The organism is Escherichia sp. MOD1-EC6300 (genome assembly GCF_002965045.1).
In the GTDB taxonomy this organism is placed as follows: domain Bacteria; phylum Pseudomonadota; class Gammaproteobacteria; order Enterobacterales; family Enterobacteriaceae; genus Escherichia; species Escherichia coli_F.
The window spans coordinates 45,981-59,253 of the sequence record NZ_PTRH01000016.1; the positions used below are offsets into that span (position 1 = coordinate 45,981).

The following is a 13,273-nucleotide window of genomic DNA, read 5'->3' on the forward strand; positions in this document are numbered from 1 at the left end:
AATTAATGACAAGGTAAAATCAGGCGATTTGCGGTGTCTTCCATATGTTCAGGAAGATGGATCGAGCAACGCTGACTATCACCCCAGACCACGGTAAACTTTTGATTCTCAGCGACTCCGCTTAACCAGGCGTGTCCTTCCTCGCCAACCATCCCCACGCTAATGCTGCTGCCATCCTGACGGATATCCGCACCGAGGGGAGGGAACTGACCGCTGGCGTTGCGAATGATGACGTTAATGTCTTTACCGGAACGGGATGCCAGTGATTTGTAACCTATTGCGCCTTCAATCCACGTTTCTTTGATGACGTTTTCTGTCACCGTCACGCCGTCGGGTAAGTCGTTCATGTTCACGGCCACGGTGGAAGGTTGATAACTGGAAACCAGCGGTACCACTGCAATGCCAAAATGGTTGGTGTAGTCGAGATTGCCCTGAACCGGAATATCTGCCACGCCATCGGTGCTGACCATCAGGCGTGGTTCATTGGTGGAGCTGCGGCGATGGAAGGCTGCACCATATTGCGTCGCCGTGAAAGAACCACTCCAGCTGCTGCTAACAGAACTGTAGTCATTGGCAGCATAAGTACCAGAAAGATCCCACTCACCCGCTGAACTCAGGTGCTGATAGTTACCGCTCACCTGGGCTCCATTGTCCGGACGGTCGGATTGTAGTCCAGCAGACATCCCCCAGCTATTTCGTTCATCCAGCGTATCGTTCCACGACATGCGGTGTGTGGTGCTGTGGCTACTGTTTTGCATGTCATAACCGACCCGACCACCGTTACCGAAGGGAAGCGAAATCGACAGGTAAATCTGGTTGTCGCGATCTTTATCTTCGTAATGGGTTGTATTGAATGACGTCGAGATCGAGATATCTCTCCAGTTACCAATATCAACATTAAAACCCGCCGTGATGTTGGCGGTCGTGGAGGCGTCTGCATTCCACCAGGTTTGATGCAGCAGGTTGGCGTACAGATTGAGGTTCAGTGGGGTAATTGGTTGCCCCACGGATAAGCTGATCGTCTGTTTTTCGTCCTGCGCATCGTTGTCGTTGTATTTGTGATCCAGATAGTTGGCGTAGCTGTGAAAATGACGATCTGAGAAGCGATAAGCGGCGAGCGAAATCGTGCTGTTAGTGGCATCCACTTGTTTGCTGTAATTAAAGCGGTAACTTAAGCCCCGCTCGTCCTGCTGAGTATCAAACTGACTACTGGCCCAGGTGACATCAAACGACAATGCACCAAGCCAGAGCATATTTTGCCCGATACCCATTGCGGCAGAATGGTAGTCGTCACCCGAAATCAGCAGGCCGCCGTACAGCGAGGTATTTGACAGCATCCCCCAGGAAACTTCATTGCTAAAAAAGGTTTCATTTTCAGTTTGATGAGACATAGATGTTCGCGGCTGACCGGCAGCAAGTTTATAGCGAACCTGCCCCTGGCGCGTAAGGAAAGGCGTCGATGCTGCCGAAACCTGGAAATTGTTCACCCGACCATCTTCTTCCGTCACTTTGACATCCAGCGTCCCCTGGACGGACTGATTCAGATCATCAATGATAAACGGGCCTGGCGGGACTTTTTTCTGGTAAATAACTCGCCCTGAGTGACTCACGGTGACGGTGGCATTGGTTTGTGCAATACCGCTAATTTGTGGAGCGTAGCCGCGCAGTTCCCACGGTAACATCCGGTCGTCACTCGCCAGTGCCGCGCCGGTATAAGAAAAACCGTCGAAAATATTGGAACTAAAATCCGTTTCGCCGAGGGTTAATTTTGAACCTAATTGCGGTAGCGGGCGAAAAAGATAGGTACGTGATATTTCGCCTGACTGCTCATGGTTATCATCGCCATCATTTTGATTCAACTGATAGTCACTGCGTAAGCGCCATGCCCCCGCGTTAATTCCGGCTGTTCCGTAGGCGTTAAGATTAGTGCTGCTGCTGCCATCCTGTGGGCGGTAGCTGCTGGCAAACAAGTTGTAATCCATCAGGACACCGGGGACACCTTCTTTCCATGTGGAGGGTGGAGTCCAGTTATCTGAGTGCCACGCCAGCCAGGCCTGTGGGATGGTGATATTCAGTTGCTGACTGGCCTGATCAAAATTGAAGAGCATTTCTGGTCGGGAGCTAAAATCGACGCACTGATTAATCAGGGGTAACGACTGACGGACTTCAGGTTTTAAGCCAAATTTATCGACCAATAAATCATTGATGCACGGAATGGTATTGTCACCCTTTTTTTGCCAGTTAATTTTTTGCCCATTACTGATTTGGTTATTATTTACCGCAATGCTGACAAAATATTCACCGGGAGCAATGACACCTTTTTCCTTTAATAATGAAATATCAATGCGCTCACGCATCGATTTGTCGAGGACATTCAGGTTGAATTCAACCGCCATGGCGGAAGGCATCGCCATGACCAGGCAGGATACAAAAGAGAGTCGATAAATATTCACGGTGTCCATACCAGATAAATATTTTAAGAAAGGCGGCAGTGATGCCGCCCAATAACGCTTATTTATAATCCAGTACGTAGGTTGCATTCGCTGTAACAGCCCCTGCCGTTACTGGTGTCGCTTGATCAATTTGTTCCATCCAGGCAAAGAAGTTCAGTGTTTGTTCACTGGACGTTGGTGCGAGGTCGATATCCGGAGAAGCAGTGCCTAAAATGATATTGCTTTGATCCTTATTCATTAAACGCACGCCGACACCGGTGGCTTCGCCAGTGCTGGTATTGTTGAGTATCGGATCTGCGCCAGTAGTTTTCGCTGAGCTATCGAAGGTGACCGCAACTTTGGAAATCTTACCACCGGAACCGTTATTAGAGTTTTCCAGGTCGCAGTTGATTAAACGCAGGTCGACAGCAACCGCATCGCTGTGATGAGACTGATTAATGTGGCTGGTGGTCACCTGACCTAGCTCAATTTCTTTATCAATATCATCATGATGTATTTCACATGGTGCTTCTATAACTTCACCTTTAAAGTGAATTTCACCAGAACCTTCATCAGCTGCATAAACCGGTGCAGTGAATAACAGAGATACGGCCAATGCGGCCAATGTTTTTTGTCCTTTAAACATAACTGAGTCCTTTACAGAAATAGAAAAAGTATAGCGATATCAGAATATCTTATTTGATTGTCGAATGTTTTTAGTTTTACTTAAAAATATTATTAATTATATTAAATGCAAGGTTAACTAATTGATGTGATGAATTAATAATTTAATGAATGTTATCGGGGGGAATGAGAGAGATATACCTCATTTTCATGAGGTTATAAATGTAACTAAAAGCAGATACCTTAATTAAAATTTATTATTTTGCCGATAAAATGAACAATTCTATTATTTTGCAATATTAATGTCAGCCGGTTAATTAATTTTATTTTTACATTTTTTTGTGTTTAGGTAGATAAAAATTAACCCGCCTTTTAAAGGCGGGTTAACAGAATTTACTGCTTAGGAATCAGCAGTTAACGTTTGATGTCGCTTTTAAAATCGCGTTTTTCATAGCCGGTATACAGCTGACGTGGACGGGCAATCTTCATGCCGTCACTGTGCATTTCGCTCCAGTGGGCGATCCAGCCAACTGTACGTGCCATAGCGAAGATCACGGTGAACATGGAAGACGGAATACCCATCGCTTTCAGGATGATACCAGAGTAGAAATCGACGTTCGGGTACAGTTTCTTCTCGATAAAGTACGGGTCGTTCAGCGCGATGTTTTCCAGCTCCATAGCCACTTCCAGCAGGTCATCCTTCGTGCCCAGCTCTTTCAGGACTTCGTGGCAGGTTTCACGCATGACGGTGGCGCGCGGGTCGTAGTTTTTGTACACGCGGTGACCGAAGCCCATCAGGCGGAAAGAGTCATTCTTGTCTTTCGCACGACGAACAAATTCCGGAATGTGTTTAACGGAGCTGATTTCTTCCAGCATTTTCAGAGCCGCTTCGTTAGCACCACCGTGCGCTGGTCCCCACAGTGAAGCAATACCTGCTGCGATACAGGCAAACGGGTTCGCCCCCGAAGAGCCAGCGGTACGCACGGTGGAGGTAGAGGCGTTCTGTTCATGGTCAGCGTGCAGGATCAGAATACGGTCCATCGCGCGTTCCAGAATCGGATTAACTTCATACGGTTCGCACGGCGTGGAGAACATCATATTCAGGAAGTTACCGGCATAGGAGAGATCGTTGCGCGGGTAAACGAATGGCTGACCAATGGAATACTTGTAACACATCGCGGCCATGGTCGGCATTTTTGACAGCAGGCGGAACGCGGCAATTTCACGATGACGAGGATTGTTAACATCCAGCGAGTCGTGATAGAACGCCGCCAGCGCGCCGGTAATACCACACATGACTGCCATTGGATGCGAGTCGCGACGGAAAGCATGGAACAGACGGGTAATCTGCTCGTGGATCATGGTATGACGGGTCACCGTCGTTTTAAATTCGTCATACTGTTCCTGAGTTGGTTTTTCACCATTCAGCAGGATGTAACAAACTTCCAGGTAGTTAGAATCGGTCGCCAGCTGATCGATCGGGAAACCGCGGTGCAGCAAAATACCTTCATCACCATCAATAAAAGTAATTTTAGATTCGCAGGATGCGGTTGAAGTGAAGCCTGGGTCAAAGGTGAACACACCTTTTGAACCGAGAGTACGGATATCAATAACATCTTGACCCAGCGTGCCTTTCAGCACATCCAGTTCAACAGCTGTATCCCCGTTGAGGGTGAGTTTTGCTTTTGTATCAGCCATTTAAGGTCTCCTTAGCGCCTTATTGCGTAAGACTGCCGGAACTTAAATTTGCCTTCGCACATCAACCTGGCTTTACCCGTTTGTTATTTGGCTCGCCGCTCTGTGAAAGAGGGGAAAACCTGGGTACAGAGCTCTGGGCGCTTGCAGGTAAAGGATCCATTGATGACGAATAAATGGCGAATCAAGTACTTAGCAATCCGAATTATTAAACTTGTCTACCACTAATAACTGTCCCGAATGAATTGGTCAATACTTCCACACTGTTACATAAGTTAATCTTAGGTGAAATACTGACTTCATAACTTTTACGCATTATATGCTTTTCCTAGTGATGTTTGTAACAACTTTGTTGAATGATTGTCAAATTAGATGATTAAAAATTAAATAAATGTTGTTATCGTGACCCAGATCACTGTTCGGGATAAAACCCGACAAACTATATGTAGGTTAATTGTAATGATTTTGTGAACGGCCTATACTGCCGCCAGGTCTCCGGAACACCCTGCAATCCCGAGCCACCCAGCGTTGTAACGTGTCGTTTTCGCATCTGGAAGCAGTGTTTTGCATGACGCGCAGTTATAGAAAGGACGCTGTCTGACCCGCAAGCAGACCGGAGGAAGGAAATCCCGACGTCTCCAGGTAACAGAAAGTTAACCTCTGTGCCCGTAGTCCCCAGGGAATAATAAGAACAGCATGTGGGCGTTATTCATGATAAGAAATGTGAAAAAACAAAGACCTGTTAATCTGGACCTACAGACCATCCGGTTCCCCGTCACGGCGATAGCGTCCATTCTCCATCGCGTTTCCGGTGTGATCACCTTTGTTGCAGTGGGCATCCTGCTGTGGCTTCTGGGTACCAGCCTCTCTTCCCCTGAAGGTTTCGAGCAAGCTTCCGCGATTATGGGCAGCTTCTTCGTCAAATTTATCATGTGGGGCATCCTTACCGCTCTGGCGTATCACGTCGTCGTAGGTATTCGCCACATGATGATGGATTTTGGCTATCTGGAAGAAACATTCGAAGCGGGTAAACGCTCCGCCAAAATCTCCTTTGTTATTACTGTCGTGCTTTCACTTCTCGCAGGAGTCCTCGTATGGTAAGCAACGCCTCCGCATTAGGACGCAATGGCGTACATGATTTCATCCTCGTTCGCGCTACCGCTATCGTCCTGACGCTTTACATCATTTATATGGTCGGTTTTTTCGCTACCACTGGCGAGCTGACATATGAAGTCTGGATTGGTTTCTTCGCCTCTGCGTTCACCAAAGTGTTCACCCTGCTGGCGCTGTTTTCTATCTTGATCCATGCCTGGATCGGCATGTGGCAGGTGTTGACCGACTACGTTAAACCACTGGCTTTGCGCCTGATGCTGCAACTGGTGATTGTCGTTGCACTGGTGGTTTACGTGATTTATGGATTCGTTGTGGTGTGGGGTGTGTGATGAAATTGCCAGTCAGAGAATTTGATGCAGTTGTGATTGGTGCCGGTGGCGCAGGTATGCGCGCGGCGCTGCAAATTTCCCAGAGCGGCCAAACCTGTGCGCTGCTCTCCAAAGTCTTCCCGACCCGTTCCCATACCGTTTCTGCGCAAGGCGGCATTACCGTTGCGCTGGGTAATACCCATGAAGATAACTGGGAATGGCATATGTACGACACCGTAAAAGGGTCGGACTATATCGGTGACCAGGACGCGATTGAATATATGTGTAAAACCGGGCCGGAAGCGATTCTGGAACTGGAACACATGGGCCTGCCGTTCTCGCGCCTTGATGATGGTCGTATCTATCAACGTCCGTTTGGCGGCCAGTCGAAAAACTTCGGTGGCGAGCAAGCGGCACGTACTGCGGCGGCAGCTGACCGTACCGGTCACGCACTGTTGCACACGCTTTATCAGCAGAACCTGAAAAACCACACCACCATTTTCTCCGAGTGGTATGCGCTGGATCTGGTGAAGAACCAGGATGGCGCGGTAGTTGGTTGTACCGCACTGTGCATCGAAACCGGTGAAGTGGTTTACTTCAAAGCCCGTGCGACTGTGCTGGCAACCGGCGGGGCAGGGCGTATTTATCAGTCCACCACCAACGCGCACATTAACACCGGAGATGGCGTCGGCATGGCTATCCGTGCAGGTGTACCGGTGCAGGATATGGAAATGTGGCAGTTCCACCCGACCGGTATAGCAGGTGCGGGCGTACTGGTCACCGAAGGTTGCCGTGGTGAAGGCGGTTATCTGCTGAACAAACATGGCGAACGCTTTATGGAGCGTTATGCGCCGAATGCCAAAGATCTGGCGGGCCGTGACGTGGTGGCGCGTTCCATCATGATCGAAATCCGTGAAGGTCGCGGCTGTGATGGTCCATGGGGGCCACATGCAAAACTGAAACTCGACCACCTGGGTAAAGAAGTTCTCGAATCCCGTCTGCCGGGTATCCTTGAACTCTCCCGTACCTTCGCACACGTCGATCCGGTGAAAGAGCCGATTCCGGTTATCCCAACCTGTCACTACATGATGGGCGGTATTCCGACCAAAGTGACCGGTCAGGCGCTGACGGTGAACGAGAAAGGCGAAGATGTGGTTGTTCCGGGGCTGTTCGCGGTAGGTGAAATCGCTTGTGTATCGGTACACGGCGCTAACCGTCTTGGCGGCAACTCGCTGCTGGACCTGGTGGTCTTTGGTCGCGCAGCGGGCCTGCATCTGCAAGAGTCTATTGCCGAGCAGGGCGCACTGCGCGATGCCAGCGAGTCTGATGTTGAAGCGTCTCTGGATCGTCTGAATCGCTGGAACAACAACCGTAATGGTGAAGATCCAGTGGCGATTCGTAAAGCACTGCAAGAATGTATGCAGCATAACTTCTCGGTCTTCCGTGAAGGTGATGCGATGGCAAAAGGGCTTGAGCAGTTGAAAGTGATCCGCGAGCGTTTGAAAAATGCCCGTCTGGATGACACTTCCAGCGAGTTCAACACCCAGCGCGTTGAATGCCTGGAACTGGATAACCTGATGGAAACGGCGTATGCAACGGCTGTTTCTGCCAACTTCCGTACCGAAAGCCGTGGCGCGCATAGCCGCTTCGACTTCCCGGATCGTGATGATGAAAACTGGCTGTGCCACTCCCTGTATCTGCCAGAGTCGGAATCCATGACGCGCCGAAGCGTCAACATGGAACCGAAACTGCGCCCGGCATTCCCGCCGAAGATTCGTACTTACTAATGCGGAGACAGGAAAATGAGACTCGAGTTTTCAATTTATCGCTATAACCCGGATGTTGATGATGCTCCGCGTATGCAGGATTACACCCTGGAAGCGGAAGAAGGTCGCGACATGATGCTGCTGGATGCGCTTATCCAGTTGAAAGAGAAAGATCCCAGCCTGTCGTTCCGTCGCTCCTGCCGTGAAGGTGTGTGCGGTTCCGACGGTCTGAACATGAACGGCAAGAATGGTCTGGCCTGTATTACCCCGATTTCGGCACTCAACCAGCCGGGCAAGAAGATTGTGATTCGCCCGCTGCCAAGTTTACCAGTGATCCGCGATTTGGTGGTAGACATGGGACAATTCTATGCGCAATATGAGAAAATTAAGCCTTACCTGTTGAATAATGGACAAAATCCGCCAGCTCGTGAGCATTTACAGATGCCAGAGCAGCGCGAAAAAATCGACGGGCTGTATGAATGTATTCTCTGCGCATGTTGTTCAACCTCTTGTCCGTCTTTCTGGTGGAATCCCGATAAGTTTATCGGCCCGGCAGGCTTGTTAGCGGCATATCGTTTCCTGATCGATAGCCGTGATACCGAGACTGACAGCCGCCTCGACGGTTTGAGCGATGCATTCAGCGTATTCCGCTGTCACAGCATCATGAACTGCGTCAGTGTATGTCCGAAGGGGCTGAACCCGACGCGCGCCATCGGCCATATCAAGTCGATGTTGTTGCAGCGTAATGCGTAAACCCAGGCCTGATAAGACGCACAAGCGTCGCATCAGGCAACCAGTGCCGGATGCGGCGTGAACGCCTTATCCGGCCTACAAAAGAAATGCAGAAATCGTAGGCTTGATAAGACGCGCAAGCGTCGCATCAGGCAACCAGGGCCGGATGCGGCGTGAATGCGTTATCCGGCCTACAAAAGAAATGCAGGAATCGTAGGCCTGATAAGACGCGCAAGCGTCGCATCAGGCAAACAGCGCCGGATGCAGCGTGAATGCGTTATCCGGCCTACAAAAGAAATGCAGGAAATCTTTAAAAACTGCCCCTGACACTAAGACAGTTTTTAAAGGTTCCTTCGCGAGCCACTACGTAGACAAGAGCTCGCAAGTGAACCCCGGCACGCACATCACTGTGCGTGGTAGTATCCACGGCGAAGTAAGCATAAAAAAGATGCTTAAGGGATCACGATGCAGAACAGCGCTTTGAAAGCCTGGTTGGACTCTTCTTACCTCTCTGGCGCAAACCAGAGCTGGATAGAACAGCTCTATGAAGACTTCTTAACCGATCCTGACTCGGTTGACGCTAACTGGCGTTCGACGTTCCAGCAGTTACCTGGTACGGGAGTCAAACCGGATCAATTCCACTCTCAAACGCGTGAATATTTCCGCCGCCTGGCGAAAGACGCTTCACGTTACTCTTCAACGATCTCCGACCCTGACACCAATGTGAAGCAGGTTAAAGTCCTGCAGCTCATTAACGCATACCGCTTCCGCGGTCACCAGCATGCGAATCTCGATCCGCTGGGACTGTGGCAGCAAGATAAAGTGGCCGATCTGGATCCGTCTTTCCACGATCTGACCGAAGCAGACTTCCAGGAGACCTTCAACGTCGGTTCATTTGCCAGCGGCAAAGAAACCATGAAACTCGGCGAGCTGCTGGAAGCCCTCAAGCAAACCTACTGCGGCCCGATTGGTGCCGAGTACATGCACATTACCAGCACCGAAGAAAAACGCTGGATCCAACAGCGTATCGAGTCTGGTCGCGCGACTTTCAATAGCGAAGAGAAAAAACGCTTCTTAAGCGAACTGACCGCCGCTGAAGGCCTTGAACGTTACCTCGGCGCAAAATTCCCTGGCGCAAAACGCTTCTCGCTGGAAGGCGGTGATGCGTTAATCCCGATGCTTAAAGAGATGATCCGCCATGCTGGCAACAGCGGCACCCGTGAAGTGGTTCTTGGGATGGCGCACCGTGGTCGTCTGAACGTGCTGGTTAACGTGCTGGGTAAAAAACCGCAAGATTTGTTCGACGAATTTGCCGGTAAACATAAAGAACACCTCGGCACGGGCGACGTGAAATACCACATGGGCTTCTCGTCTGACTTCCAGACCGATGGCGGCCTGGTTCACCTGGCGCTGGCGTTTAACCCGTCTCACCTTGAGATTGTAAGCCCGGTAGTTATCGGTTCTGTTCGCGCCCGTCTGGACAGACTCGATGAGCCGAGCAGCAACAAAGTGCTGCCAATCACCATCCACGGTGATGCCGCAGTGACCGGGCAGGGCGTGGTTCAGGAAACCCTGAACATGTCGAAAGCGCGTGGTTATGAAGTTGGCGGTACGGTACGTATCGTTATCAACAACCAGGTCGGTTTCACTACCTCTAACCCGCTGGATGCCCGTTCTACGCCGTACTGTACTGATATCGGCAAGATGGTACAGGCACCGATTTTCCACGTTAATGCGGATGATCCGGAAGCCGTTGCCTTTGTGACCCGTCTGGCGCTCGATTTCCGTAACACCTTTAAACGTGATGTCTTCATCGACCTGGTGTGCTACCGCCGTCACGGCCACAACGAAGCCGACGAGCCGAGTGCAACTCAGCCGCTGATGTATCAGAAAATCAAAAAACATCCGACGCCGCGCAAAATCTACGCTGACAAGCTGGAGCAGGAAAAAGTCGCGACGCTGGAAGATGCCACCGAGATGGTTAACCTGTACCGCGATGCGCTGGATGCTGGCGATTGCGTGGTAGCAGAGTGGCGTCCGATGAACATGCACTCTTTCACCTGGTCGCCGTACCTCAACCACGAATGGGACGAAGAGTACCCGAACAAAGTTGAGATGAAGCGCCTGCAGGAACTGGCGAAACGTATCAGTACGGTGCCGGAAGCGGTTGAAATGCAGTCTCGCGTTGCCAAGATTTATGGCGATCGCCAGGCAATGGCTGCCGGTGAGAAACTGTTCGACTGGGGCGGCGCGGAAAACCTCGCTTACGCCACGCTGGTTGATGAAGGCATTCCGGTCCGCCTGTCGGGTGAAGACTCCGGTCGCGGTACCTTCTTCCATCGCCATGCGGTGATCCACAACCAGTCCAACGGTTCCACTTACACGCCGCTGCAACATATCCATAATGGCCAGGGCGCGTTCCGCGTCTGGGACTCCGTACTGTCTGAAGAAGCAGTGCTGGCGTTTGAATACGGTTATGCCACCGCAGAGCCGCGTACGCTGACCATCTGGGAAGCGCAGTTTGGTGACTTCGCTAACGGTGCGCAGGTGGTTATCGACCAGTTCATCTCCTCTGGCGAACAGAAATGGGGCCGGATGTGTGGTCTGGTAATGCTGCTGCCGCACGGGTATGAAGGGCAGGGGCCGGAGCACTCCTCCGCGCGTCTGGAACGTTATCTGCAACTTTGTGCTGAACAAAACATGCAGGTGTGCGTACCGTCTACCCCGGCACAGGTTTACCATATGCTGCGTCGTCAGGCGCTGCGCGGGATGCGTCGTCCGCTGGTGGTGATGTCGCCGAAATCCCTGCTGCGTCATCCGCTGGCGGTTTCCAGCCTCGAAGAACTGGCGAACGGCACCTTCCTGCCTGCCATTGGTGAAATCGACGAGCTTGATCCTAAGGGTGTGAAGCGCGTAGTGATGTGTTCTGGTAAGGTTTATTACGACCTGTTGGAACAACGCCGTAAGAACAATCAACACGATGTCGCCATTGTGCGTATCGAGCAACTCTACCCGTTCCCGCATAAAGCGATGCAGGAAGTGTTGCAGCAGTTTGCTCACGTCAAGGATTTTGTCTGGTGCCAGGAAGAGCCGCTCAACCAGGGCGCATGGTACTGCAGCCAGCATCATTTCCGTGAAGTGATTCCGTTTGGGGCTTCTCTGCGTTATGCAGGCCGCCCGGCCTCCGCCTCTCCGGCGGTAGGGTATATGTCCGTTCACCAGAAACAGCAACAAGATCTGGTTAATGACGCGCTGAACGTCGAATAAATAAAGGATACACAATGAGTAGCGTAGATATTCTGGTCCCTGACCTGCCTGAATCCGTAGCCGATGCCACCGTCGCAACCTGGCATAAAAAACCCGGCGACGCAGTCGTACGTGATGAAGTGCTGGTAGAAATCGAAACTGACAAAGTGGTACTGGAAGTACCGGCATCAGCAGACGGCATTCTGGATGCGGTTCTGGAAGATGAAGGTACAACCGTAACGTCTCGTCAGATCCTTGGTCGCCTGCGTGAAGGCAACAGCGCCGGTAAAGAAACCAGCGCCAAATCTGAAGAGAAAGCGTCAACTCCGGCACAACGCCAACAGGCGTCTCTGGAAGAGCAAAACAACGATGCGTTAAGCCCTGCGATCCGTCGCCTTTTGGCTGAACACAATCTTGATGCCAGCGCCATTAAAGGCACCGGTGTAGGTGGTCGTCTGACCCGTGAAGATGTGGAAAAACATCTGGCGAAAGCCCCGGCGAAAGAGTCTGCACCGGCAGCAGCTGCTACGGCGGCGCAACCGGCTCTGGCTGCACGTAGCGAAAAACGTGTTCCGATGACTCGCCTGCGTAAGCGTGTGGCAGAGCGTCTGCTGGAAGCGAAAAACTCCACCGCCATGCTGACCACGTTCAATGAAGTCAACATGAAGCCGATTATGGATCTGCGTAAGCAGTATGGTGAAGCGTTTGAAAAACGTCACGGCATCCGTCTGGGCTTTATGTCCTTCTACGTGAAAGCGGTGGTTGAAGCCCTGAAACGTTACCCGGAAGTGAATGCTTCTATCGACGGCGATGATGTGGTTTACCACAACTATTTCGACGTCAGCATGGCGGTATCTACGCCGCGTGGCCTGGTGACGCCGGTTCTGCGTGATGTCGATACCCTCGGCATGGCAGACATCGAGAAGAAAATTAAAGAGCTGGCAGTTAAAGGCCGTGACGGCAAGCTGACGGTTGAAGATCTGACCGGTGGTAACTTTACCATCACCAACGGTGGTGTGTTCGGTTCCCTGATGTCTACGCCTATCATCAACCCGCCGCAGAGCGCAATTCTGGGTATGCACGCTATCAAAGATCGTCCGATGGCAGTGAATGGTCAGGTTGAGATCCTGCCGATGATGTACCTGGCGCTGTCCTACGATCACCGTCTGATCGATGGTCGCGAGTCCGTGGGTTTCCTGGTAACGATCAAAGAGTTGCTGGAAGATCCGACGCGTCTGCTGCTGGACGTGTAGTAGTTTAAGTTTCACCTGCACTGTAGACCGGATGAGGCATTATCGCTTTCTCCGGCAATTGAAGCCTGATGCGACGCTGACGCGTCTTATCAGGCCTACGGGTG

10 protein-coding genes are annotated in these 13,273 nt (G+C 51.2%); 6 read left to right on the plus strand and 4 right to left on the minus strand.

Annotation, left to right across the window (positions count from 1 at the left end; genetic code table 11):
- Positions 1 to 2 precede the first annotated feature (2 nt).
- From BGE37_RS20085 to BGE37_RS25225, 4 genes are all read right to left on the minus strand, one after another.
- The gene (locus tag BGE37_RS20085) at positions 3 to 2,462 is read right to left on the minus strand and encodes a fimbria/pilus outer membrane usher protein (RefSeq protein ID WP_161397376.1); all 2,460 of its coding nucleotides are present in this window, start codon (positions 2,460 to 2,462) and stop codon (positions 3 to 5) included.
- A gap of 49 nt (positions 2,463 to 2,511) precedes the next feature.
- Positions 2,512 to 3,078, minus strand: coding sequence for a fimbrial protein (locus BGE37_RS20090; RefSeq protein WP_000472411.1), 567 nt, complete (start codon positions 3,076 to 3,078; stop codon positions 2,512 to 2,514).
- A 392-nt stretch (positions 3,079 to 3,470) separates the two neighbouring features.
- Complete coding sequence (gene gltA, locus BGE37_RS20095; RefSeq protein ID WP_000785834.1) at positions 3,471 to 4,754, minus strand: citrate synthase; 1,284 nt, start codon at positions 4,752 to 4,754, stop codon at positions 3,471 to 3,473.
- Between the two features lie 205 nt (positions 4,755 to 4,959).
- A complete protein-coding gene (locus tag BGE37_RS25225) occupies positions 4,960 to 5,067 on the minus strand; it encodes a hypothetical protein (RefSeq protein ID WP_123057340.1) in 108 nt (35 codons plus the stop codon).
- Positions 5,068 to 5,447: 380 nt separating this feature from the next.
- Here BGE37_RS25225 and sdhC point away from each other — a divergent pair, with 380 nt between their 5' ends.
- The 6 genes from sdhC to odhB all read left to right on the plus strand — a co-directional run bounded on the left by sdhC (position 5,448) and on the right by odhB (position 13,169).
- Complete coding sequence (gene sdhC / locus BGE37_RS20105) at positions 5,448 to 5,852, plus strand: succinate dehydrogenase cytochrome b556 subunit (protein WP_000263355.1); 405 nt, start codon at positions 5,448 to 5,450, stop codon at positions 5,850 to 5,852.
- Positions 5,846 to 6,193: a succinate dehydrogenase membrane anchor subunit gene (gene sdhD, locus BGE37_RS20110; protein WP_000254368.1), complete on the plus strand. Its 348-nt coding sequence runs from the start codon at positions 5,846 to 5,848 to the stop codon at positions 6,191 to 6,193. Before sdhC ends, sdhD begins: the two co-directional genes overlap by 7 nt.
- Positions 6,193 to 7,959, plus strand: a complete 1,767-nt coding sequence (gene sdhA / locus BGE37_RS20115; protein ID WP_000775540.1) for a succinate dehydrogenase flavoprotein subunit — start codon at positions 6,193 to 6,195, stop codon at positions 7,957 to 7,959. The genes sdhD and sdhA overlap by 1 nt, the downstream gene beginning before the upstream one ends.
- A 15-nt stretch (positions 7,960 to 7,974) precedes the next feature.
- Complete coding sequence (sdhB, locus tag BGE37_RS20120) at positions 7,975 to 8,691, plus strand: succinate dehydrogenase iron-sulfur subunit SdhB (protein ID WP_105288370.1); 717 nt, start codon at positions 7,975 to 7,977, stop codon at positions 8,689 to 8,691.
- Between the two features lie 444 nt (positions 8,692 to 9,135).
- Positions 9,136 to 11,937, plus strand: a complete 2,802-nt coding sequence (gene sucA, locus BGE37_RS20125) for a 2-oxoglutarate dehydrogenase E1 component (RefSeq protein ID WP_001181473.1) — start codon at positions 9,136 to 9,138, stop codon at positions 11,935 to 11,937.
- Between the two features lie 14 nt (positions 11,938 to 11,951).
- Positions 11,952 to 13,169 carry a 2-oxoglutarate dehydrogenase complex dihydrolipoyllysine-residue succinyltransferase gene (gene odhB, locus BGE37_RS20130; protein ID WP_000099832.1) on the plus strand — a complete coding sequence of 406 codons (1,218 nt, stop codon included), beginning with the start codon at positions 11,952 to 11,954 and terminating at the stop codon, positions 13,167 to 13,169.
- The last annotated feature ends 104 nt before the right edge of the window (positions 13,170 to 13,273 follow it).

What these genes read in the sequence shown, in the direction of transcription:
- BGE37_RS20085 (WP_161397376.1), bottom strand. Translation starts at nt 2,462, where the DNA reads ATGGACACCGTGAATATTTATCGACTCTCTTTTGTATCCTGCCTGGTC.
- sdhB (WP_105288370.1), top strand. Translation starts at nt 7,975, where the DNA reads ATGAGACTCGAGTTTTCAATTTATCGCTATAACCCGGATGTTGATGAT.
- sdhA (WP_000775540.1), top strand. Translation starts at nt 6,193, where the DNA reads ATGAAATTGCCAGTCAGAGAATTTGATGCAGTTGTGATTGGTGCCGGT.
- sucA (WP_001181473.1), top strand. Translation starts at nt 9,136, where the DNA reads ATGCAGAACAGCGCTTTGAAAGCCTGGTTGGACTCTTCTTACCTCTCT.
- BGE37_RS20090 (WP_000472411.1), bottom strand. Translation starts at nt 3,078, where the DNA reads ATGTTTAAAGGACAAAAAACATTGGCCGCATTGGCCGTATCTCTGTTA.
- odhB (WP_000099832.1), top strand. Translation starts at nt 11,952, where the DNA reads ATGAGTAGCGTAGATATTCTGGTCCCTGACCTGCCTGAATCCGTAGCC.
- gltA (WP_000785834.1), bottom strand. Translation starts at nt 4,754, where the DNA reads ATGGCTGATACAAAAGCAAAACTCACCCTCAACGGGGATACAGCTGTT.
- sdhD (WP_000254368.1), top strand. Translation starts at nt 5,846, where the DNA reads ATGGTAAGCAACGCCTCCGCATTAGGACGCAATGGCGTACATGATTTC.
- BGE37_RS25225 (WP_123057340.1), bottom strand. Translation starts at nt 5,067, where the DNA reads ATGCGTAAAAGTTATGAAGTCAGTATTTCACCTAAGATTAACTTATGT.
- sdhC (WP_000263355.1), top strand. Translation starts at nt 5,448, where the DNA reads ATGTGGGCGTTATTCATGATAAGAAATGTGAAAAAACAAAGACCTGTT.